23 protein-coding genes and 1 other annotated feature (1 of these 24 running past the window's edge) are annotated in these 24,193 nt (G+C 28.2%); of the genes, 13 read left to right on the top strand and 10 right to left on the bottom strand.

Features of this window, described 5'->3' with window-relative positions; translation table 11 throughout:
• Positions 1-546, bottom strand: coding sequence for a phosphodiesterase (gene yfcE, locus B2P65_RS13055; RefSeq protein WP_346848119.1), 546 nt, complete (start codon positions 544-546; stop codon positions 1-3).
• A gap of 150 nt (positions 547-696) precedes the next feature.
• Here yfcE and B2P65_RS13050 point away from each other — a divergent pair, with 150 nt between their 5' ends.
• The 3 genes from B2P65_RS13050 to B2P65_RS13040 are packed head-to-tail and all read left to right on the top strand — an operon-like array spanning position 697 to position 3,822.
• A complete protein-coding gene (locus tag B2P65_RS13050) occupies positions 697-948 on the top strand; it encodes an NAD(P)H-dependent oxidoreductase subunit E (protein ID WP_346848118.1) in 252 nt (83 codons plus the stop codon).
• Complete coding sequence (locus B2P65_RS13045; protein ID WP_346876188.1) at positions 939-2,645, top strand: [Fe-Fe] hydrogenase large subunit C-terminal domain-containing protein; 1,707 nt, start codon at positions 939-941, stop codon at positions 2,643-2,645. Before B2P65_RS13050 ends, B2P65_RS13045 begins: the two co-directional genes overlap by 10 nt.
• A gap of 1 nt (position 2,646) precedes the next feature.
• Positions 2,647-3,822 carry a SpoIIE family protein phosphatase gene (locus B2P65_RS13040; protein WP_346848116.1) on the top strand — a complete coding sequence of 392 codons (1,176 nt, stop codon included), beginning with the start codon at positions 2,647-2,649 and terminating at the stop codon, positions 3,820-3,822.
• Positions 3,823-3,846: 24 nt separating this feature from the next.
• Here the strand turns inward: B2P65_RS13040 and B2P65_RS13035 are convergent, their stop codons facing one another.
• A complete protein-coding gene (locus B2P65_RS13035; protein WP_346880272.1) occupies positions 3,847-4,494 on the bottom strand; it encodes a TIGR01906 family membrane protein in 648 nt (215 codons plus the stop codon).
• A gap of 199 nt (positions 4,495-4,693) precedes the next feature.
• On the opposite strand from B2P65_RS13035, the gene hemA reads away from it, so the two are divergent.
• From hemA to B2P65_RS13015, 4 genes are all read left to right on the top strand, one after another.
• Positions 4,694-5,935: a glutamyl-tRNA reductase gene (gene hemA / locus B2P65_RS13030; protein WP_346848114.1), complete on the top strand. Its 1,242-nt coding sequence runs from the start codon at positions 4,694-4,696 to the stop codon at positions 5,933-5,935.
• Positions 5,936-5,948: 13 nt separating this feature from the next.
• A complete protein-coding gene (hemL, locus tag B2P65_RS13025; RefSeq protein ID WP_346848113.1) occupies positions 5,949-7,223 on the top strand; it encodes a glutamate-1-semialdehyde 2,1-aminomutase in 1,275 nt (424 codons plus the stop codon).
• 268 nt (positions 7,224-7,491) lie between these two features.
• Complete coding sequence (nhaC, locus tag B2P65_RS13020; protein ID WP_346848112.1) at positions 7,492-8,937, top strand: Na+/H+ antiporter NhaC; 1,446 nt, start codon at positions 7,492-7,494, stop codon at positions 8,935-8,937.
• A gap of 124 nt (positions 8,938-9,061) precedes the next feature.
• Positions 9,062-9,505: a ferritin-like domain-containing protein gene (locus B2P65_RS13015; protein ID WP_346880271.1), complete on the top strand. Its 444-nt coding sequence runs from the start codon at positions 9,062-9,064 to the stop codon at positions 9,503-9,505.
• Positions 9,506-9,595: 90 nt separating this feature from the next.
• On the opposite strand, the gene B2P65_RS13010 is transcribed toward B2P65_RS13015, so the two are convergent.
• On the bottom strand, positions 9,596-10,054 hold the full coding sequence (locus B2P65_RS13010; RefSeq protein WP_035132239.1) for a hypothetical protein: 459 nt from the start codon (positions 10,052-10,054) through the stop codon (positions 9,596-9,598).
• A gap of 271 nt (positions 10,055-10,325) precedes the next feature.
• Between B2P65_RS13010 and B2P65_RS13005 the strand changes: the two genes are divergently transcribed.
• Positions 10,326-11,567, top strand: a complete 1,242-nt coding sequence (locus B2P65_RS13005; protein WP_346848110.1) for a patatin-like phospholipase family protein — start codon at positions 10,326-10,328, stop codon at positions 11,565-11,567.
• 121 nt (positions 11,568-11,688) lie between these two features.
• Positions 11,689-12,144: a CBS domain-containing protein gene (locus tag B2P65_RS13000; RefSeq protein ID WP_035135753.1), complete on the top strand. Its 456-nt coding sequence runs from the start codon at positions 11,689-11,691 to the stop codon at positions 12,142-12,144.
• Positions 12,145-12,245: 101 nt separating this feature from the next.
• Here the strand turns inward: B2P65_RS13000 and B2P65_RS12995 are convergent, their stop codons facing one another.
• The 3 genes from B2P65_RS12995 to B2P65_RS12985 all read right to left on the bottom strand — a co-directional run bounded on the left by B2P65_RS12995 (position 12,246) and on the right by B2P65_RS12985 (position 15,664).
• The gene (locus B2P65_RS12995; protein ID WP_346880270.1) at positions 12,246-14,492 is read right to left on the bottom strand and encodes a heavy metal translocating P-type ATPase; all 2,247 of its coding nucleotides are present in this window, start codon (positions 14,490-14,492) and stop codon (positions 12,246-12,248) included.
• A gap of 24 nt (positions 14,493-14,516) precedes the next feature.
• Positions 14,517-14,870 carry an ArsR/SmtB family transcription factor gene (locus tag B2P65_RS12990; protein ID WP_035135755.1) on the bottom strand — a complete coding sequence of 118 codons (354 nt, stop codon included), beginning with the start codon at positions 14,868-14,870 and terminating at the stop codon, positions 14,517-14,519.
• Positions 14,871-15,073: 203 nt separating this feature from the next.
• Positions 15,074-15,664: a DUF1836 domain-containing protein gene (locus B2P65_RS12985; RefSeq protein ID WP_035135888.1), complete on the bottom strand. Its 591-nt coding sequence runs from the start codon at positions 15,662-15,664 to the stop codon at positions 15,074-15,076.
• A gap of 242 nt (positions 15,665-15,906) precedes the next feature.
• Here B2P65_RS12985 and trhA point away from each other — a divergent pair, with 242 nt between their 5' ends.
• Positions 15,907-16,563, top strand: coding sequence for a PAQR family membrane homeostasis protein TrhA (gene trhA / locus B2P65_RS12980; protein ID WP_346848108.1), 657 nt, complete (start codon positions 15,907-15,909; stop codon positions 16,561-16,563).
• A gap of 74 nt (positions 16,564-16,637) precedes the next feature.
• Here trhA and B2P65_RS12975 read toward each other — a convergent pair whose 3' ends face one another.
• From B2P65_RS12975 to B2P65_RS12965, 3 genes are all read right to left on the bottom strand, one after another.
• Complete coding sequence (locus tag B2P65_RS12975) at positions 16,638-17,210, bottom strand: FUSC family protein (protein WP_346880269.1); 573 nt, start codon at positions 17,208-17,210, stop codon at positions 16,638-16,640.
• An 89-nt stretch (positions 17,211-17,299) separates the two neighbouring features.
• The gene (gene ade / locus B2P65_RS12970; protein WP_346848106.1) at positions 17,300-18,997 is read right to left on the bottom strand and encodes an adenine deaminase; all 1,698 of its coding nucleotides are present in this window, start codon (positions 18,995-18,997) and stop codon (positions 17,300-17,302) included.
• A gap of 202 nt (positions 18,998-19,199) precedes the next feature.
• Positions 19,200-19,865, bottom strand: coding sequence for a ribonuclease H-like domain-containing protein (locus tag B2P65_RS12965; protein WP_150845565.1), 666 nt, complete (start codon positions 19,863-19,865; stop codon positions 19,200-19,202).
• A gap of 218 nt (positions 19,866-20,083) precedes the next feature.
• Here B2P65_RS12965 and B2P65_RS12960 point away from each other — a divergent pair, with 218 nt between their 5' ends.
• The 3 genes from B2P65_RS12960 to B2P65_RS12950 are packed head-to-tail and all read left to right on the top strand — an operon-like array spanning position 20,084 to position 22,274.
• Positions 20,084-20,311 (top strand): FeoA family protein, encoded by a 228-nt coding sequence (locus B2P65_RS12960; RefSeq protein WP_035133006.1) that lies wholly within the window; start codon positions 20,084-20,086, stop codon positions 20,309-20,311.
• A 1-nt stretch (position 20,312) separates the two neighbouring features.
• Positions 20,313-22,091: a ferrous iron transport protein B gene (gene feoB / locus B2P65_RS12955; RefSeq protein WP_346848105.1), complete on the top strand. Its 1,779-nt coding sequence runs from the start codon at positions 20,313-20,315 to the stop codon at positions 22,089-22,091.
• A 15-nt stretch (positions 22,092-22,106) separates the two neighbouring features.
• Positions 22,107-22,274 carry a FeoB-associated Cys-rich membrane protein gene (locus B2P65_RS12950; RefSeq protein WP_346880268.1) on the top strand — a complete coding sequence of 56 codons (168 nt, stop codon included), beginning with the start codon at positions 22,107-22,109 and terminating at the stop codon, positions 22,272-22,274.
• Between the two features lie 56 nt (positions 22,275-22,330).
• On the opposite strand, the gene argS is transcribed toward B2P65_RS12950, so the two are convergent.
• Positions 22,331-24,025: an arginine--tRNA ligase gene (gene argS, locus B2P65_RS12945; protein WP_346848103.1), complete on the bottom strand. Its 1,695-nt coding sequence runs from the start codon at positions 24,023-24,025 to the stop codon at positions 22,331-22,333.
• An 80-nt stretch (positions 24,026-24,105) separates the two neighbouring features.
• Positions 24,106-24,193 (bottom strand) — a binding site (T-box leader) (it continues 171 nt past the right edge of the window).

The raw sequence follows: 24,193 nt of genomic DNA, 5'->3' as shown, positions 1-24,193 counted from the left end.
TTAGTTCAATACTATTTCTTGAATTATAGTTCCCTCTAATGTTTTTATATAGAATACATCTCCATCTACAACTCCATAGCTATGAGGATTATTTTCCTTTGGATAAGAAATAGAACCTGGATTAATTATAGAAATGCCATCTTTTTTATTAATACCTAATATATGTGTATGACCATGTAGCATTATATCTTCTGTAGATATATTAGGCATATTATTCTCATTATATTTGTGTCCATGAGTTAAAAAAAATCTTTTGTTATTATATAAAACTACAGAATAATCTCCCATGCATGGAAAATCCAATAACATTTGATCAACTTCCGAATCACAGTTTCCACGTACTGCAATTATCTTATATCTATATTCATTTAGTATCTTTGCTACCTCTTTAGGATCATACTCTTCCGGTAATGGATTTCTTGGCCCGTGATAAAGTATATCTCCAAGAATTAATAAATAATCACCCTGTTCTCTATTAAATACTTCTATAGCTTTTTTTATGTATTTTGAAGAACCATGAATATCAGAAATAACTACTAATCTCATTTTATATCCTCCCATAATAAATTTTATACTTATTATTTACATTACTTTTATAACATTGTCAAATGTATAACAACATGTGATTGACGGTATTTTACCAAAGTTCTATAATTTATTATATAACATATATACAGATTAAGGAGGTGTTTTATTTTGATTGTTAAAGTTTGTGTTGGAAGTGCTTGTTATGTAAGAGGTTCTCACAATGTTATAAACCGAATTAAGAGCTTAATAGAATTAAATAATTTAACAGATAAAATAGAATTAAAAGCTTCATTTTGTCTTGGTCATTGTACTGATTCGGTATGTGTTACTGTCGATGATAACATTTATACTGTAAATGAAGATGAAGTAGATAAATTCTTTGAAGAATATATAGTTAAGAAGGTGAATCTATGCAAGTAATGAATTTTTCCTCCGCTAACTGTAAAAATTGCTACAAATGTGTACGTACTTGTACAGTTAAAGCTATAGAAGTCTTAAATGATCAAGCTAAAATCCAAGAAGATAGATGTATTTTTTGTGGTCATTGTTTAGTCGTATGTCCTCAAAACGCTCGTCATGTGCTTTCAGATATTGATGATGTCAAAGCAGCATTAAATAGCAATAAAACAGTTGTTGCTCAATTAGCACCTGCTTTTAGAGGAGTATTCTCTCATCCTTCTAAATTGATAACTGCTCTAAGAAGATTAGGTTTTTCTTATATTGAAGAGGTTTCCATAGGTGCAGAACTAGTAACTCAAGAATATGAATGTAGGATTGATTGTAGTTCAAGTAGTGAATTTATCACAAGTTGCTGTCCTTCCATAGTAATGTTAATAGAAAAATATTATCCTGAATTAATTCCATTAGTTTTACCAGTATCCTCTCCTATGGTCGCCCATGGAAAAAGCATAAAAAATAGATATGAGGAATCTTATACTGTTTTTATAGGTCCATGTGTATCTAAAAAATATGAAGCTTTATCTGAATCTAATTTAGGATTTGTTGATTCTGTGTTAACCTTTGACGAAATCATCGACTATATAAAAGAAAATGGTATTGAATATTCTGAACTAGAAGATGGAGAAGTAGATTTTAGCGGTACTACAAGAGGTGATCGCTATCCTGTAGTTGGTGGAATATTAAATGCCATAAGACCTACTATTGATAAAAAAGATTTAAATGTAATTAGGGTTCATGGTCTGGAAAATTGTAAAGTTATTTTAGAGGAACTTAAAAATAACACTTTAAAGAATGTGTGTATAGAATTAAGTGCCTGTAATGAAAGTTGTCTTGGCGGTCCAGGCACATTATCTGATAATGAATCTGTATACACTAGACTACAAAGAATTCAAGATTACTTAAAAACAAAAAATAATAATTCAAAAGTTATTAATATAAATAAGGATAATCTTAATCTTACAAGAAACTTTGAAAATAAAAAAATCCATATGCTAACACCTAAAGACGATGAAATTAAAGTTCTTCTTAAACAAATGGGAAAATACACTAAAGAAGATGAATTAAACTGTGGCGCTTGTGGATACAACACTTGTGTTGAAAAGGCAATTGCTGTTTACAATGGAATGTCTGAGGTTGAGATGTGTGTACCTTATATGAGATCATTAGCAGAAAATATGAATAGTGAAATATTTAAAAATTCACCTAATGCTTTAATTATAATTGATGATAACTTATTGATTAAGGACATTAATCCCTCTGGAAGAAGAATGTTTTTAAATTGTGAAAAAGAAAGTATAATAGGAGTTCCTATAACAGAAATTATACACGACTTAGACTTTAAAAAAGTAGCCGACACAAAAAAGAATATTTTAGGTAAAAAAGTATTCTACAGTAAGTTAGATTTTCATGGGTATAAAAGTGTAATTTATATTAAAAATCACTCATCTTTATTGATAACATTTACAGACATAACTGAGGAAGAAAATAGGAAATTAGAATTGACTGAATTGAAGCGTAAATCTATTGATGTTACCCAAACAATTATAAACAAGCAAATGATGGTTGCTCAAGAAATTGCTAGCTTACTTGGTGAAACTACTGCAGAAACTAAAGTTGCTATCCTAGAGTTAAAAAAAGTATTAGAAGAGGAAGACTAATATGAGAAAATATTACTTAGATGTAGCTAATATGAGTATGAATAAACACGGTGAAGAACTTTGTGGTGACAACGTTGAAATTGCTAATACAGAAGATGGAATTATCGTAGTGATGTCAGATGGTCTTGGCAGTGGTGTTAAAGCTAATATACTAGGAACTTTAACATCTAAGATTGCAGTTACTATGTTAAAAGAAGGAGCTACTATAGATGAGACTATAGATACTATAATTAATACATTGCCTGAATGTCAAGTTAGAAAGTTAGCCTACTCCACTTTTACAATTGTGAAAATTAAAAACAGTGGCGAGGTATATATGGTAGAGTACGATAATCCACCTGTTTTTCTTTTTAGAAATAATCGTAGTTGTGACATCAAGAAGAATCGACGTATAGTGAATGGTAAAGTTATTTTTGAAAGTAGATTTTATATGAATGAATCTGATGCTCTAGTTATTATAAGTGACGGAGTTGTACATGCTGGTGTAGGTGGACTCTTAAATTTAGGTTGGGAATGGCCTCATATAAATAGATATCTAACTAATGTACTCCATAAAGAGGTGATTGCTCAAAACATATGTAGACAACTATTAGAGGTTTGTAAAGACTTATATGATAATAAACCTGGGGATGATACAACAGTAGTAACTATTAAGATAAGAAAGGAACAAAACATCTCTCTCTTTACAGGGCCACCTAAAAATAAGGATGACGATGATATTCTTATAAATCTTGTGAAAAATGCTACAGGTAAAAAAATTGTATGTGGTGGCACTACTGCTAATATAATATCTAATACATTACACACCCCGATAGAGATAGACTTAAAGCATTATACTTCGGAAGTCCCGCCTATGGGATTTATGAAAGGGATAGACTTGGTTACAGAAGGTATACTAACTTTAAATAAAGTAAAAGAATTATTAAAAAATTATCTAAATTCCATTAAAAAGAATGCTATACCCTGTGCTATAAATGGCTCTGATGGAGCCTCTAGAATTACTAATATGTTAATTAATGAAGGTACATCCATAGATATATATATAGGGCAAGCAGTTAATCCAGCTCATCAAAATCCATCTTTTCCAGATGAATTTAATTTAAAAATTAAAATTGTTAAAGACATAGCCAGATTACTAACTGCATTAGGTAAAAAAGTCAATGTAAATTATCTTTAATTTCAAAAAGATATTAGATTTTTTCTAATATCTTTTTAAATTCTTTTTATTATAATTGTAATACACCACATATAGTACTATTCCAATGACTATGCAAAGAATTCCAATAGTACCAGTACATAATGCAAAAAACTCTTCAGGTAATATGTTTATAATAGGATCTGTGTTGGGATCAAAAATCCATTTATCATTATTAAAAAAAATTTTATGGAATATTGTAAAGAAAAAATTAAAGTTAATACTTACAACTATTGAGAATATAACTGGAGTAATAATTGATATAATGGAAATATATTTTATATAAATATAGCTCTTATAACTGCTAGTATACAGTACAGACAATATTGCTAACGTAATTATTAAACTTAATATAGTAATCTTAGCTAGTTTAAATAATTCCTTTACTTCTTTAAAATGAAAAGCACCAGCCTCTGATGATTCTAAAGATGGTAGTTCAAATTTGTCGTTGTTATTATATAACAAATAGTCTATTACATAAGAATAATTTTTTTTCATCTCCGCAATAGATAAGCTTGTTCTCTCTTCCATATTAAATTTATTAATACTGTAAGTATAAATAGTTTTAATGCTTGTTACTATTAAAGTAGAAATAAGAATAATTAAAACAAAACCTGTAATAGAAATAAGGACATTTAGAATAAACTTTTTCATAGTATTACCTCACCTTTTATTTGTTAGAAATTAGTAATCTATACAATACAATTTTATTATCCTATTTTATCATTGTCAAAAAAATTTTCATATAGTATAATTTTCATGTTACAATATATGAGTTATAATGTGCCCACTTGTAGTGGGTTTTAAATTTGATTAAATAAAATTTAGTAGTTTCATAGATTTGGGGGTAAAGATGATTCATTTAATTGGAATAAAGAAAGAACTTGACTTAATTTTAAGAGCTAAACTAGCAATATCCCAAGATAATATAGATGGAATATTACTAAAAATGAAAGAAACTCTATGCGAAGAAGTTGTTATAATTAATACCTGTAATAGAACAGAAATATACTTAAAATCTTCCCTATCTCAAAATATCATAATACAAGAAGTATTCAATACACTTAATTGGGATGAAGAGTTTATTAAATATATATTTTACTCTAATGATAGCAAGGCTATAACTCACTTACTGGAAGTTAGTTGTGGGTTTCATTCAAAAATTTTAGGTGAAGATCAAATCTTAGGTCAAGTAAAGGATGCCTACTTAAAAAGTAAAGAGTTAAAAGTTATAAAAGCTTCTTTTGATAAGCTATTTACAATGGCTATTAGTTGTGGTAAAGAGTTTAAAACCGAAAGTAAACTATATAAGACACCTGTGTCCTATTCATCTATTGCTGCTAAAAAAGCTATAGACCAAGGTTGTAAAAATATATTAATATTAGGTTTTGGTAAAATGGCTCAATTAACTTTAAATTATCTTATAGGAAAACAAGATATCTTAGATAAAATATATATTGTAGTAAGAAATACAGATAAGGTTATTAATCATAGTACTATAATAAAAAATATAAAATTAATGGAAAATAAAAAGATTGAAATTATACCCATTGATAATATGGTAGATACTTATAAATATATAGATGCTTTAATATGCTGTACTTCTTCCCCTACTCCAATTGTACTAAAGAAAGATCTCCCTTCACAACCAATTTTAATTTTTGATCTTTCCTTACCAATTAATGTTGAAGATTCTTGTAGTGAATTAAAAAATATATGTTTATTTAATTTAGATAATCTTCAAAATGTAGATAAAGAAAATAAGATTCAGCGAAGAAATATTATGAATTCAAATAAATATATAATAAAGAAATACTATGGTGAATATAATAATTTTTTAAAGTTAATGTCCTTAAGTGGTATAATTAAAGATGTAAAAGAAGAAGGTAAATTACTTGTGGAAAATAATCTTAAAACTTTTAAAAATAAAAAGTACACTAAAGATAATGACAAGCTTGTAGCTACCCTTTTAAAAAGTAGTGCTAACACATATATAAATCGTGCCATTGAAGTTTTAAAAGAAGAAACTTTAAAAGGAAATAATAAGGACGCCTATGAGTTAATTGAACGTATTTTTCTAAATAAATTTAATTAGGAGGAAGAGCTTAATGAACAATAAAACTATATTTGAAGAAAGCAAAAAGTATATTCCCGGAGGAGTTAATAGTCCAGTAAGAGCACTTAAGGATATGGGTATCACCCCTCCTATTATAAAATCTGGTATGGGTTCTAAAATATATGACGAAGAAAATAAAGAATACATAGATTTTGTTGGAGCTTGGGGACCTATGATTTTAGGGCATTGTAACTCCAGAGTTGTTGATGCTATAAAAAATACTTCAGAAACTGCTATAGCCTTTGGTGCACCAACAAAATTAGAATTAGACTTAGCAAAACTTTTATGTGAAACTGCCTCAATTGATATGATTAGAATGGTTAACTCTGGCACTGAAGCTACTATGAGTGCAATTAAATTAGCCAGAGGCTATACTAAGAGAAATAAAATTGTTAAATTTGCTGGTTGTTATCACGGCCATTATGATGGATTTTTAGTAAGTGCAGGTTCTGGTGTTATGACTTGTGGAATACCTGGCAGCGCTGGTATACCTAAAGAACACATAGAGCATACAATTGTTGCTAATTATAACGATATAGATAATTTAAAAGAAATATTTACTGCTTATAGTAATGATATAGCCTGTGTTATTATTGAACCTATTGCTGGAAACATGGGAGTTGTTAAACCTTCTATGGAGTTCATGGAGAACTTAGATAAACTTTGTAAAGATAATGGTACTTTATTAATATTTGATGAAGTAATGTGTGGTTTCAGAATTGCATATAAAGGCGCAAGAGAGCTATTCCCAAATGTTAAACCTGATCTTATTACCTATGGTAAAATTATTGGAGGCGGCTTACCTTGTGGGGCTTATGGCGGAAGACGTGAAATCATGGAACTACTTGCTCCATTAGGCCCTGTGTATCAGGCAGGAACCATGTCAGGTAATCCTCTTGTTATGGCTGCTGGAATAGCAACAGTTAAAGAATTACATGAAAAACAAGATATATATACCCATATAGAAACCATAGGAACAAGATTAGAAAATGGTATTAAAGAAATTTCAAAAGAAAAAAATATAAATGTAGTAATTAATAGAGTTTGTGGTATGATGACTGTATTTTTTACAGACTTAAATGAAATTAATAATTACGAAGATGCTAAAAGTTGTAATACAAACATATTTAGAAAATATTTTATGCATATGTTAGACAAAGGAATTAATTTACCACCGTCACAATTTGAAGCAATGTTCCTATCAATTTCTCATAGCGAAGATGATATAAATAAATTTCTTACAGCCTATAAATCATTTAATATATAAGTGTATAATTATAACATTTATAATAACTTGGGGTACAAAGTTTTTTTGTACTCTTTTTTTATTACAATAAAATGAATATAATAATTTATCAAGTTTCATAAACTAATTATAATAGCTGTTTATATCAATTATTTTTCATAAAAATGCATAATATTAAATACGGCTTTTTAATTCATAAATTTTCTGAATAGTATTGCAATTATAATTATACTGATATATAATTTATTTAATTACTTAAATTGGAATTTAATATAGGAGTGTGTTGTTAATGAAAGAAAAAAAACAAAAATCTAGTAAGATAGCTTCCCCCCCTAGAAAGCCAAAAGTTTGGCAAGCTCTTATACCTATTTTAGTTCTCATTATTTCTCTATCTATTGCAATTATATTCTATGAATCAAGTCCACATATTCCTTTAATAATTGCAGCTGCAGCTGCAACTATTACAGCTTTATGTATTGGATTTAAATGGGAAGATCTCGAAAAAGGATTTATCGATACTATTCAAATGTCAATGCAAGCAATTATAATACTTATGATAATTGGAGTTTTAATTGGTGCTTGGATATTAAGTGGTACTGTACCAACAATGATTTATTACGGACTTAAAATTTTATCTCCTGGTATATTCTTAGTTGCTACATGTATAATCTGCGCTATAGTTTCATTAGCTACTGGAAGTTCGTGGACAACTGCTGGTACTGTAGGTATTGCACTTATAGGCGTAGGTATTGGTTTAGGAATCCCTACTCCAATGATAGCTGGTGCTATAATATCTGGTGCATATTTTGGAGATAAAATGTCACCGCTTTCTGATACAACTAACTTAGCTCCTGCTATGGCTGGTTCTACTTTATTTGATCACATTAAGCATATGTTTTATACTACAACGCCAAGTTTAATAATATCTCTTATACTATTCGCTATACTTGGGATGAAATATGCAGGCCAAGAATTGGATGTATCAAAGTTGAATATAATATTTGATGGACTAAAAGCCTCCGGTGTAATTAACCCAATTCTATTGCTACCTCCAATAATAGTAATAATACTTGTTATAAAAAAAATGCCTGCAATTCCAGGACTACTAATAGGTGTTGCTACGGGAGTTCTTTTAGCTATTTTAGTACAAGGTTCTAATTATGGTGATATAGTTAACATTTTAAATGATGGATATGTAAGTGAAACTGGAGTTGAAATTGTAGATGAACTATTAACTCGAGGCGGCCTTCAAGGTATGATGTATACCGTTTCTTTAATTATATGTGCGATGACCTTTGGTGGTATAATGGAGAAAGCTGGATTCTTAAATGTACTTGCTGAAAAATTACTTAGACTTGCCGTTAATACAGGTTCTCTTGTACTAATTACTATAATTTCTTGCATTGTTGTTAATATACTTGCTGGAGATCAATATTTATCTATAGTTATTCCAGGTAGAATGTATAAAGATGAGTATGCTAAACGTGGCTTAGCACCTAAGAATTTATCTAGAGCTCTAGAAGATTCTGGAACATTAACATCACCATTTATTCCATGGAACACCTGTGGAGCATTTATGTCTACTACTCTTGGTGTTTCTTGTTTCTTATATGCACCATTCTGCTTCTTGAACTATATAAATCCTATAATATCAATAGTTTATGGATACACAGGATTCTCAATGGAAAAACTAGAAGACCCAGAAAAACTAGACAAACCAGTTATCAAATCCTAGTATGCTTTGAAAAGATCATATATTAAATGGCCTTTTTATCCTTTTATAATATTTTCTAATATGAATAATGTCAATACCACTTAGGCAATAATATAATGAATATTATTGCAAGGAGTTGATTTTCTTGGATAAAAAATATATAGTTAATAGTTTAAATGAATTATTACAGGGCATATATATTGATATAAACCTTTTTGAAGATTATATAAAGCACTCTAAAAATGAAGATGTTATTTCTCAAATATCTAAAGTTCGAAATGACTACCAAAAACATGCATATAGAATATGTAATATAATAACTGATTTAGGTGGTAATCCTATAGAAATTGATAATTGTGTTGATATAAATTCATATATTAATATTGATGCTACAGTTATTGACAAAGAGCTTTTAAAAAAAACTTGTGAAGCTGCAAATAATGTATTAAATTTAGGTTGTAAATTAATATCAGATCCTAATTTTATTAATCGTGAAAGCTATACTACTATAAATTTAATGAATAAAGATTATCAAAAACATATTAATCATATTGAAAGATATGAATTTTATAGTGGTAGTTTTCAATAAAAATTGTAAAATAATTTCAATACATTATAATTCCTAAAAACATTAAAATGCCCTATTAGTATNNATACTAATAGGGCATTTTAATATATATTATCTTTTTTTATTAATCTTTTTACCAATGATGTATCCTATTAAAAGTCCAGTTCCTAATGCAAGAGCAGACTTTACTTTTTCAAATTTAATTTCAGCATCTGAAATAGGTTTCACATTGTTAATTATAACTGTATCCTGTTCTATAATATCTTCATTTGGATATATAAAAGCTCCTACTAAGCACAAATGATTAAATCTTTCTTCTGAAAAGTTATTCGATAAATCTTGAAGAGTTTTCAAAAAATATTCTTTAGTCCACTTATTATCCTCTTCTAGTTTTGCTCCATCATGAATTTCAAATAATCCCTTAATGTTTTCTTTAGCATAATTTAATGCATTTATAATTTTTTCTGAATTTTCTGGTTCAACTCTTATGTATTCAATTAATGCTTTTCTTACTTCCTCAATACTATTGGATTTAACTGCTTCTTCTATTAAATTTAAACTTATTTCCATAACTAATCTCCTTCTCATCTTGGTTATTATTGAAATCTTCCGACATTTTTAAATTATATCATTTAAAATAGTTTACTATACTATAATTCTATTGTTAGTATATACTAATTATATAGTTTTTTACATAAAAGTTCAACGTATAAATAGTAATTATTAGTATATATAATATAATCATTATAATAATTATCAAATTTAACTCATTTAGTATAATATAATATTAAGTAGAATTATATTTAAGTTAATTTTACTTACCGAAGGGGTGTTATAACGCTTGAATAGTTATGGATTAGTATTAGGTGGTGGTGGTTCTAGGGGTGCTTATGAAGTTGGAGTGTGGAAAGCTTTAATAGAATTAAATATAGATATATCTTCGGTAGTTGGAACTTCTATTGGAGCTATTAATAGCGCTTTTATATGTAGCAATAATTATAATGACTTAGAAGAGTTATGGCTATCAATAGATTTTTCAACTTGCTTCAATATTGATGATAATTTTTCTATAGATGAAAATCTATCATTTAAAAATCTTCCTAAATTCATGAAAAATATTATATCTAATAGAGGGTTAGATCATACACCTTTAAAAAGATTACTACAACGCTATTTAAATGAAGATATAATAAGGAATTCACCTATAGATTTTGGTATTGTTACCCTTACTATGTATCCCCTAAAACCTATAGAAATATTTAAGACTGATATTCCTTACGGAAAAATTATTGACTATATAATGGCAAGTTGCTCTCTGCCTGGCCTAAAGCATATGGTTATTGATGGTGTCAGTTTTGTTGATGGAGGTATGTATAATAATATTCCAACCAGCATGCTTTTAAATAGCCCTTGTTCTGCTATAATCCAAGTGGATATAGATGGACCTGGATTCAGTCAAAAAATTAATAATATAAATGATATACCTATAATAGAAATAAAATGTAGTGAAAATCTTGGTCCAATTATTAGTTTTGATAGTGAAAGAATTAAAAGAAATATAAGTATAGGATATTTAGATACATTAAAAACCTTTAAGCAATTAACAGGACAAAACTATTATTTTTTCAAAGATGAGTTCCCTAAGGGATTATTAGTAAATATTAATGCCATTGAGTTTAAACTTATAACTGATTCCTTAAATTTTAATAATTCCCTATACAATCATTTAAAACTATTAAGAACTATAAAAAAAATTGATAACTTTTCAGGCATAATAACAAAAAGCCGTGTTAATATTATCATGGCTATGGAAATCACTGCAGAAATTTTAGAAATTGAAAGAAATATTGTATATAGATATGATGAACTTTTAAATAAAATTTTACAAAAAGTAAATGTATATAAAAAAAATATAAATTGTAAGGAACTTTCACTAAAAGATTATTTAATTTTTAAAAATTGCAATCTTCTAGATACATCTAAATCCACAATAGCCTTTAGAAACACTTTAGCAATTACATTTCCTAAAGAGTTTATTGCTCATATGTTTTTGTGTTTAATTAATTATAGAATCAATTTATAGCATTACATGTTCTTAAATTATTAAAAACTTTACTCTCTTTTAGTCTAAAAACTATGTTATAATTAAAGTATAGCTTTTTAGTATACTTATTGAATATTGATTTATTGGAGGATGATAAAATATGAACATTGCCTTTTTTCTAACTCCTAAAAGCGAAGTAATTTTTGAAAAGGTTAGTTCTACTATGCGAAGAGCAATGGAGAGAATGGAATATCATAGATATACTTCTATACCTTTAGTGGATGATAAAGGAAAATATGTAGGTACTTTAACAGAAGGTGATCTTCTTTGGAAATTAAAAAATTCTTCCGAATTAAGCTTAAAGGATACAGAAAATGTTTTAATAAAGGATATACCAAGACATTTTAAAGATAAACCCGTATCAATTAATTCTGATATTGAAAGTTTAATACTTGTTGCTAAATCACAAAATTTCGTTCCAGTAGTTGATGACTCAAATATATTCATTGGAATTATAAAAAGAGGAGATATAATATCATATTGTTATAAGAAATTATTTGAGGTAGATAATAGTGATGAGTTTAGCGAATTTAAAACTATGTCAAAAATAAGTTAATAATTATCACTTAAGTTTAAAAACCCTTTAATGCTAAAAACATTAAAGGGTTTTAATATATTTTAATTCTGTATTTTAGTATTTTTAAGTTAAACTTTTATTTATTCTTCCATCTTCATAGCTCTCATAGCATTTAATACAGCTATTATTGTAACTCCTACATCTGCAAATACCGCCATCCACATATTGGTAATCCCTAGAGCTGTTAATACTAAGACTATAGCTTTTATCAATAAGGAAAATGCAATATTTTGAACTACAATTTTTTGTGTCTTCCTAGCTATTTTTATAGATGTAGATATTTTTTCAGGATCGTCAGTCATAATAACAACATCAGAAGCTTCTATAGCTGCATCTGAGCCTATTCCCCCCATTGCTATCCCTATATCTGCTCTAGCTAATACGGGAGCATCATTTATTCCATCTCCAACAAATATTAATCTTCCCTTCTTAGAAAGGCCATTATATATTTTTTCTACTTCACTTACTTTTTCATGTGGCATTAATTCGGCCCTAACCTCATCAATAGAAATAACCTTTGCAACATATTCAGCAATTGTTTTATTATCTCCAGTAAGCATAACAGTTTTCTTAATCCCTAGTTCTTTTAACTTTGCAATAGCCATAGGTGAAGTATTTTTTATTCTATCAGAAATCACTAAACTTCCTACAAAATTATTATTTACTGCAACATATATAATAGTACCCACTTCATTTGATTTTACATACCTAATTTCAAGTTCTTCCATCAGTTTATAATTTCCTGCATATATATATCTATCACCAAAGTATATTTTTACACCTTTACCTGGAATCTCTTCATAACTCTTTATTCTACTTTTATCAATAATAGCCTTCGTACTAATTTTTTTATAGGATTCTACAATAGATTTTGCAATAGGATGATTAGAATATATTTCAGCATATGCCGCATATTCCATTAACATGTCCTCAGTAATGAATCCATAAGGAGTAATTTTTGTAACTTCAAAGCTTCCTTCTGTTAATGTACCTGTTTTATCAAAAATTACCACTTCTGCTTTGCTCAATGCTTCAAGATAGTTTCCTCCTTTGACAAGCACCCCACTTCTAGATGCTCCTCCAATCCCACCAAAGAAGCTTAAAGGTATTGATATCACAAGGGCACAAGGACAAGATACAACTAAAAATGATAGTCCTCTATATAACCAGGTATATAAATCTTCACCCATAGCTAACGGTGGTAAGAAAGCTAGTAGAATAGCTAATATAACCACAATAGGAGTATAGTATCTAGCAAACTTTGTTATAAACTTTTCTGTTGGTGCTTTTTTATTTGAAGCATTTTCTACTAATTCAAGAATCTTTGATACTGTAGATTCACTAAATTCCTTAGTTATTTTAACTTCAATAAGAGAAGTTTTATTTATTGATCCAGCTAAAACTTCAGCTCTTTCCTTAACTACTCTTGGAACAGATTCTCCTGTTAAAGCAGAAGTATCTATTTGAGAATCTCCCCTTACTACAACTCCATCTAAAGGAATTTTTTCACCTGGCTTAACAACTATTATATCACCAATACCTACCTCTTCTGGAGAGACAGAAGATATATCCCCGTTACTTAATTTTAAATTTGCATGGTCTGGACGAATATCCATTAACTCTGATATAGAATTTCTAGATTTATTAACTGCCAATTCTTGAAAAAACTCTCCTACTTGATAAAATAGCATTACTCCAATAGCTTCTGGATATTCACCAATTAAAAATGCACCAATTGTAGCTATACTCATTAAGAAGTTCTCATCAAAAACTTGACCTTTTATTATATTTTTGCCGGCAATAAGCAGAATATCTCCACCAATTACTAGATAAGAAGCTATAAATAAACATAAACTTATCCTATCCTTAGTTAATACTCCAGCAACTGCCAAAGAAATTCCTATAATAAATTTTATTATTTGTTTCTTTTTAAACCCTTCTCCATGATCATGGCTATGGTTATGAACATGATCATCACTATGAGAATCCTTGTAGGTAACCTTTTCTTCCTTAACTTTATTATCATTTGAATTAGAATTAATACTTTTTATATTTCCCTGAACCTTAACATTTTTTTTATTTATAATATTTTTTTCAATTTCTTTAACTCTAACTCCATGTTCAATTCTAGTAGATATGCTTTCCACATCATCAAATATTATTTCTCTATTAGTGTTCTCATCAACCTCTAAAATAGCTTTTGATGTCACAGAGTTGACTATAGCACTTTGTACGTAAGATAATTGATTTAGTTCACGTTCGATTTTCAAAGCACAATTTGCGCAATGCAATCCTTGAATTTCATAAAGCCTTTTTGTTTGTCCCATTATTTTACTCCCCCTATAACTAGTTTATTCATTAACGTGGCTAAGTCCTTTATAGAAAATATCTTTAACATGATCATCATCTAAAGAATAATATACAACTTTTCCATCTTTTCTTGATTTTACAATCCTAGCTAGCTTTAGTACTCTTAATTGATGAGATATTGCAGATTGTGTCATATTAGTTAAAGCTGCTATGTCGCAAACACAAGCTTCTGTATTTAACAAAATATTTAATATTTTAACCCTAGTAGGATCTGCCATGGACTTAAATAAATTTGACAGTTCCTCTACTGTAGTATCATTTAAAGTTTTATCTTTTAATTTCTCAGTAATTTCATCATGTATGCAAACTTGCATACAAACCTCTTCTTTATACATATATTACATACCCCTTTCATGTGAACACTTGTTCATACGTTTATACTATGCTCATTTCTTTTTTTTGTCAATACTTTTCAAACAATATATTTAATTAAATATTTCATATAATTTATAATATAAGCATTAATTATAAATTTACACCTAAAAATAAAATGACTATCTATTAAGGCAGTCATTTTATTTATTCATTGATTTTAAATTTATTCATTAAAATAAGTATCTATCATCTTTTCTGCAATTCTTTTATTTAAGGACGCTGAATTTAAAAGTGTTAATATAATCAATAATATTTTTTTATAATCCTCATAATTTTTAGTAGTTTCTTTTTCACATAAATTAGTTGTATCATTGACAATTGAAGTTAAGAATTCTTTTTCTTTATCAATTTGATTTTTCTTTAATGAAAGATATTCATTATATATATTACTTAAATCAAAATTTGATTTTTCTTCTGATAATATTTTTACCATAGGGGTAAATAATTTTTTTATATCAGCTATAGACAAAGTTTGCTTTAAATCATAAATTAAAATCATTAAAAGAATATGATCTTTAGAATATTTTTTATTTTTATTTTGAAAAAGCAATTTGTCTTTAGAGTAGTTATTTATCATAGTTTTGGTTAAAATCTTGTCCGTAGGGTTTCTTTTTATATGCTCTAAGTTATTTTCAAATAATTGAATTACTTGATCCATATATAAATCAATATCTGGTATTTTATTAATATTAATCCTATCATCTAAGTTCATATTAATTAAAAGCTCTTCTAAATTTTCTATATTAAAGTTCACATAATCACCTCTTATGTATATTTTCTTTTATTATAATATTATTATTAATAGTAGTAAATAATATTAGATATAAATATACATATTAAAATTATTTTATAGAAACTTAAACTTAATTAATAATTATAATTAACACATTTTTAATAATTATTATATATATTTATATAATCAATGTGATATAATATACATATAATAATACATAGTATTGATAACTATATGTTACAATAAATCTTAGGAGGTATATTATGACTAATTCAAAATTTAGAGAGCCCTTTAGTGGATTTTCCCATATGGTGGGAGCTATAATTTCTTTACTTGGTTTATGTTTCTTATTATTTGCTCAACTTCATAGTAACAATTACAACATATACACTTTAATATCAACTGTTATATTTGGAATAAGTTTAATTCTACTGTATACAGCTAGCAGTGTATATCACCTTACCGTAGCTAAAGATTCCATGATTAATATCCTTAGAAAGATTGATCATGCTATGATATTTGTATTAATTGCTGGAACTTATACACCTATATGCTTAGTTCTATTAGAGACACCAATTAGGTACTATATGCTTGCTATAATATGGACTGTAGCTATAATTGGAATTCTTTTTAAATTGTATTGGATTAATTGTCCTTCCTGGTTATCTTCCTCTATTTATATTGCTATGGGATGGATGGCTATATTCATTTTTAATCCACTTTCAAAAGTTGTATCTAGTAGAGGTCTTTCAATACTAGTGATAGGCGGAGTATTATACACCATCGGTGGAATTATATATTGCTTAGAAAGAAAAGGTAAACACAGAACTTTTGGTGCTCATGAAATATTTCATATTTTTGTTCTACTTGGAAGTTTTACTCATTATTACTTCATTTATAGGTATGTATTTAATCTATAACATTTAATTAATAAAATTTTCGAAAATAAAAACTACTGATTAATTGATAAATTAATCAGTAGTTTTTACTATTTTTACTCTTTTATATCTATTTTTTCAGGAACTTTCATAATAAAATTTTCTATATCTTCATCATCCTCATGCTCCGATTTACCCTTAGTAAATTTAGAATCTGAGGGTGGAGATATAATGTAATTAATTATTATCGATATTACAATTCCAACAATAGTATCAACGGTTCTTTGAAAAGCGTATAGAACTATATTTTCACTAGTCATAGTAATCATAATTACACAAAATACAACACAAGCCATAGATATAGAGTCTTGCCATTTTAATATATTAAGTAATGTAATCAAAAGCACCATTCCTAAAAAGAGCAGAAATATGTTACCTGGATCTATTAGAACAGTTATAATGCCTATTATTCCTCCCATTATAGTACCAAGCACCCTTGCAATTCCAGCATTAATTCCCTTCTTCACTGTGGTTTCCATAGAAATCAAGGCACCTGTAACCACAAAAAATGGTGATTGAAGATGAAACAATTCAGCTACAATTACACTTATTACTGCGGCTAGAGCAGTTTTTATATTTCTCATACCGATATATTTCTTAAATTTATATATAGAGTTTAAGTTCTTCAAGATTACAATCTCCTTAATTAATGTTGTTCATTTTTTAATTATATAAAAAGTATTATTAATATTATATAACTTGTAATATTGTGTTGTAATTAATTAAAAGAAAGTTCAATAAATTTAAATAAATCATAGGAAAATAATCCTTTACTTGTAAGCTTCACCTTTGGAATAACAGGTAGACTCATAAAAGATAAGGTTATAAACGCATCCATATCAGGTTTTAATCCATAGTTCTTTACTAATCTATTTAAATTTTTCAACTTATTATATACATAATCTATAGGTGAATTAGTCATCAATCCTCCTATTTCTAAGGGTAGACTATCAATTAGTACACCTTCACTGACTATAGTAATTCCTCCACCTATGTCAATTAGCTTATTTACCGCCTTACACATATCCTTATCATTATCTCCTATAACTATAATATTATGAGAATCATGTGCTATACTTTGAGCTATAGCACAGTTTTTAATACCTAATCCCGATAAATATCCTAAGGAATAATGATTTGTATTTTTATGTCTTTCGAAAACTCCTATTTTTAAAACATCTTCATATTCACTCATATCTAAATATCCATCTATAGTTTTACTAGATTTCACTAACAACTTAGTTTCAAGAGATCCTGGAGTTACACCAATTACATTTACTTTGTTTCCATTAGATAGTATTCTAAAGTCCTCCTCTTTCAGCTTTTCTATTTTCATAGTGTTTTCACTTTTAACAATGTAAGATAATTTATTATAGTCATCTATTTCTCGACCTGACTTAATTACTTTATAAATATCTACCTCATTTAAATCATTTAAAATAACCAGATCAGCCTTATATCCTGGTGCTATAGCTCCTTTATCTTTTATGCCATAACATGTGTACCCATTATAACTCCCCATTATATATGCTTTTATAGGATCAATACCACTTTGTATACTGAGTTTAATAGCATTATTTATAGATCCCTCTTCCACCAAATCCTCTAGATGTCTATCATCAGTACAAAATAAAAACCTTCGAAAATTCTTATTATTAACTGCAGAAATCAAATCCTTTAAATTTTTAGCAGCAGAACCTTCCCTTATAAGAATATACATACCTAATTTTACTTTTTCTAAAGCTTCTTCTTTTGAAGAACATTCGTGGTCAGTTCTTACACCTGATAAAATGTATTGATTAAGATGTTTATAAGAAATTTGAGGTGCATGCCCATCTATAATTTTATCTCTAAATACATTCAACTTATTCATCATGGACGGTGCTTGCTCTATTACAGAAGGTATATCCATTACCTCACCAAGCCCTATTACTTCTGGTTTATCAATAAACTTAGATAAATCTTCTGCACTTAAAATAGCACCGTTCTCTTCGAAGGATACTGCTGGTACACAGGAAGGCATCATAAAATATATATCCAAAGGGCTTCTTTGTGCACTATCTAGCATGAAAGATATTCCATCAATTCCAAGTACATTGGCAATTTCGTGCGGATCAGCTACTACTGTAGTAACCCCATTGGCTAAAGCTACATTTCCATAAGATTCTGGAGTTGTCATGGAAGATTCCACATGAATGTGTCCATCCATAAACCCTGGACATATAACTTTAGAACTACAATCAATTTCCTTAAGCCCTTCATATGAACCTATTCCTATAATTGTGTCATCAATAATTCCTATATCTCCCTCTTCTATTTCTTCAGTAAATACATTAATAAATTTACTATTTTTAAGTACTAAATCACACTTATCATTCCCTATAGTAGCGCCTTTTCCTTTTATTAATATTTCCATAATACCCCCTAAATTTTTAGAATTATATGTATTTTGTATGTTATTATGAATTTATGTGGTATCATGTTTAATATATTAATTCATTCTATACAATTTAACTATTATTTCCCACATTCTAAATTTGTGAATACCAAATACAATATATATAAAATTATCTCATAGAAAAATACAAATTTATATTCTTCTATGAGATAGTTTTTAATTACTCTGGTCTAATATACTTATTCCATTGAGTATATATATGAAATAAACTAACTACATCCTGCATATTATACAAAAGAATTTTCTCTTTCTTTTCCATAGGCATTCTTGAAAAATACATATCATCTTTCATTATCTTACCAAAGGTTTTAGCTAATGTTGAGCCACTTATGACTTCACTTTCCCTAACAATGTCACATTCACTCTCTAGTGCTTTAAGTCCTATTGACTTCTGTTTAACTTGTTCATATTTTTTTTGCAAATCTATACTTTTAAAATATTCTTCTACAGTATAATTTAACTTATATTTTTTAAACAGATAATCAATTACTAGATAATCATTATTACCTGAAAAAGTAACAACATATTCTTTTTTTAATGTATTTCTCATATTTTCAAAATACTCTTTAGCCAAGGCAAGAATTTTCTCAAGTTCATGCTTATTTTCAATCATATACTGAGTAATTACCAACTTATTATTTTCTTCGTCATAATATCCTGCTCCAAAGACCCCTATGCATATAGGTTTCTTATAAACATAATGTTCTAAGTCAAAGAAAACTGATTTTTTATAAAGTTCATTATCTCCGCTAATATTTAGACTTTGTTTAAATTTATCTTTTTCAATGTCTATAGTACTTTCTTTAACTATCACCTTACCACTCATTTCTTTAATAGGTATTGTACTTCAAATAAACCTATATATAATTATATGTACTATAAAAATATATAATTATATTATACCATAAATAAATCCCTTTTATCTATATTATACATCCGTTTTATGCATTTTATTAATACATATTTTAAGTTGACATTGGTTATCATTTAGAATATAATATTACCATAGATATTGATAATTATTTTCATAAAGGAGTGATATTCATGAATGTTTTTAATTTAAAACCTGGTGATAAAGGTTTAATTAAAGAACTTGCATGTGATGATAGATTAGCTAAAAGATTATTAGCTTTAGGGTTTGTTGAAGGAACAGAGGTTTTAGTTAAGAAAACCGCTCCTTTAGGGGATCCAATTATTATAAACTTAAGAGGGACAGACCTTGCAATCAGAAAAAAAGATGCTGAATTAATTTTTATTAAGGAGGCAGTGTAATATGAAAACCATTGCCCTTATTGGTAATCCTAATGTAGGAAAAACAACTTTATTTAATGCACTAACAGGTTCTAACCAATATGTAGGTAACTGGGCAGGTGTAACTGTAGATAAAAAAGAAGGATATTTGTCAAAGGAAATAAAAATTGTTGACCTACCAGGTATATATGCAATGGATACCTTTTCTAATGAAGAAAAAGTGTCTAAAAACTTTTTGTATACTGATGAAGTAGATTTAATTGTAAATATAATAGACGGTTCTAATCTTGAGAGAAACCTTTACTTAACCTCTCAATTAACCGAATTTAATAAGCCTATTTTATTAGTGGTAAATATGATAGATGTAGCAGAAAGTAATGGAATTCACATTAATTATTCCGATTTATCTAAAGAATTAGGTGTTAATATTATGGCTATATCTGCTTCAAAAGGTGAAGGTGTAAAAGAGGTTAAAGACTTTCTTATTAATAACTCTTCCTTTAACTCTATAGATAAAACTATTAATTCTAAACATGAGTTTAATAAAATGAACGAAAAAGAAACCTATGGATATATAGAAAACATTCTGAACAGATGTGTAGAAGGAAAAAAAACAAACATTAATACTATTACTGAAAAATTAGATTCTATTGTGCTTAATAAGTTTTTGGCTTACCCTATATTTTTAGGAATTATGTTTATTATATTTAAATTTACCTTTGATTGGGTTGGTGGGCCACTGCAAGAATTAGCTGATAAACTAGTCAATGAAGACTTTGTATCTTTAATAGAAATACCTCTAGCTAATACATACCCTTGGTTTAAATCATTAATAATTGATGGTATCATTGGTGGTGTTGGTTCAGTAATTGTGTTTCTTCCAATTATATTAACTCTATTTGTAGGGATTAGCTTCCTTGAAGATAGCGGTTATATGGCTAGAACAGCATTTATTATGGACAAGTTAATGAGAAAATTAGGACTTTCAGGAAAGGCTTTTATACCTTTAATAATGGGCTTTGGATGTTCAGTACCAGGAATAATGTCTGCAAGAACTTTAGAAAGTGAAAAAGATAGAAAGTTAACAGCTCTGATTATTCCTTTTATGTCTTGTAATGCCAGATTACCTGTATATGCCCTATTTGCTGGTGCACTCTTTGCAGGTTATGAATCATTAGTCATTTTCGGATTATATTTCTTAGGACTTATAGTAGCCTTTATAATGGCGTTTATATTTAAAAATACTTTATTTAAAAAAGACGAAGAACCCTTTATAATAGAATTACCTGAATACAAACTTCCTGAGTTTAAAAGTTTAATACTTCATACTTGGGAAAAAGGTAAAGGATTTTTAAAAAAGGCTGGAACTTTGATATTCTCTATATCTGTTCTAGTATGGTTCTTATCAAACTTTAATATGAGTGGAATGTCTGAAATTAACGAAAGTTTCCTTGCATCTATAGGTAACTTCATATCCCCGATTTTTGTTCCATTAGGCTTTGGTACATGGGAAAACTCTGTGGCACTTTTAACTGGACTTATGGCTAAAGAAGTAGTTATAGGAACTCTAGGGGTACTTTATACAGGTGATTTAGCTAATAGCATAGCTACGACATTTACAATAGCTAGTGGTCTTTCTTTCTTAGTATTTACTTTGTTATACACACCATGTGTTTCTGTTGTAGCTACCTTTAAAAAAGAATTCAGCGGAAAACTTGCTGTATTCTCAGTTGTATATCAATTTATTGTGGCATGGATTTTTTCATTTGGAATATATCATATAGCTTCACTGATATTTTAAAGAGGTGATAATACTATGGAAATACTTATAACTATAATTATTGCTATATTAGCGATCTTTATTCTATTTAAAAATTTAAAGAAAAAATCTAAAGGATGTAATTGTGGTAGTTGTACCTCTAAGTGTCCTAATTACGTTAATACAATAAAAAAATATGAGGATGATAAACAACATAATAAGTAAAGAAAATCCCTTGGATGATAAATTGTCCAAGGGATTTTCTTTATATTAATCTTTTATTACATTTCATCTACTGTTTCAAGACCTATAAGATGTAATCCACTTTCTATTACTTGAAGAGTAGCTTTAACTAAAGCTAATCTGGTATTCTTTGTTACTTCGTCCTCTGAATTAGATATATTTATAGAATTATAGAATTTATTAAAAGCTTTAGCTACATCTATAGTAAATCTTGTAACTATACTTGGTTGTAGTTTATCCAAAGCCTGCTTAATAGAATTATTAAACCCAGATAAAGTTTTAACTAGTTCAAACTCTTCCTCTGAAATAAGCTTACCATAATCAACTTCTCCAGTACCTTCTCCTAATTTTCTTAAAATACTCTTTCCTCTAGCATAAGTGTATTGAACATATGGTCCAGTTTCTCCTTCAAAGCTAAGCATTTCATCCCAATCAAAGATTATGTCTCTCTCTCTTGAGTTTTTAAGATAAGCAAAGACAACTGCTCCAATTCCTACCTTCTTAGCTACTTCTTTTTTATTTTCTAATGTAGGATTTTTCTCATTTATTATTTCTTCTGTTTTAACTACAGCTTCGTTTAACAAATCCTCAAGGAATACTACATCGCCTTTTCTTGTAGAAAGCTTCTTATCTGGGAAACGAACTAAGCCAAATGGTACATGTATACAATCATCAGCCCAATCATAGCCCATCTTTTTAACTGTGCTAAATACTTGTTTAAAGTGAAGGGATTGATCCTTTGCAACTACATATATATTCTTATAAAAATCATAGGTTTTCTTTCTATAGAACATAGCTGCTAAATCACGAGTGGCATATATTGTAGCTCCATCTGCCTTCTTTATTATACAAGGTGGAATATTAAGCTCCTCTAACATAACAACCTTAGCACCATTACTTTCCGTTAATAACCCTTTAGATTCTATTTCATCAATGACAGCATCCATTTTATCTTGATAGAAGCTTTCACCAGCAAAAGAATCGAATTTCACATTTAACATATTAAATAATTTATCAAATTCCTTTAAGCTTAAGTCTTTAAATTTAGTCCACAGCTTAACTTCTTCTTCATTACCATCCTCTAGAAGTTTAAAATGCTTTCTTCCTTCATCATCAAGAGCAGGATTTTTTTCTGCTTCATCATGAAATTTTACATAAACCCTTAACATTTCTTTAATCGGTTCTTCCTCTAAAGCTTTCTCATCACCCCAATGATTATATGCATATATAAGTTTACCAAATTGTGTTCCCCAGTCTCCTAAGTGGTTTATCCCTATAGCGTTATATCCCTGAGAATTAAATATTTTATAAAGAGAATTACCAATCATAGTAGTATATAAATGTCCTACGTGAAATGGCTTTGCAATATTAGCTGAACAATATTCAACAATTACATTTTTGCCTACTCCTTCTTTTGTACTTCCATAATTCTCTTTCTCATTTAATACTTTTTCAATAATTTCTTTCATAAAATCATTTTTAGCTACAAAAAAGTTTATATAAGGACCAAAAGCTTCTATTTTTTCAAATCCATCTAAATTACCAAGTAATCCTTTTAGATCTTGAGCTATCATATTTGGTGCTTTCTTCATAGATTTTGCTAACTGAAAACACGGGAATGCAAAGTCCCCCATTTCTGGTTTTGGTGGGTTTTCAACAAGTCTTTCTATTGTTTCCTTTTCCATATCTATATGCTTACATAAATTTTCTGCTATTATATTTTTATACTCCATAATAAATCCTCCTTTTTATTTCTAACTCTTTTATTTATTAAAATTTCAAAATGCATATAAAAAACCGTCTCTTTCCATTGGAAAGAGACGGTTATATACCCGTGGTACCACTCTAATTGACTTTTTTAAAAAGTCCACTCATAATTTTAACGCTTTTCACGACTAACC

This window comes from Clostridium sp. UBA3061 (assembly GCF_002367465.1).
GTDB lineage: Bacteria > Bacillota > Clostridia > Clostridiales > Clostridiaceae > Clostridium_J > Clostridium_J sulfidigenes.
The sequence above is the reverse complement of the archived record's forward strand: the minus strand, read 5'-3'. Positions and strand labels throughout refer to the sequence as shown.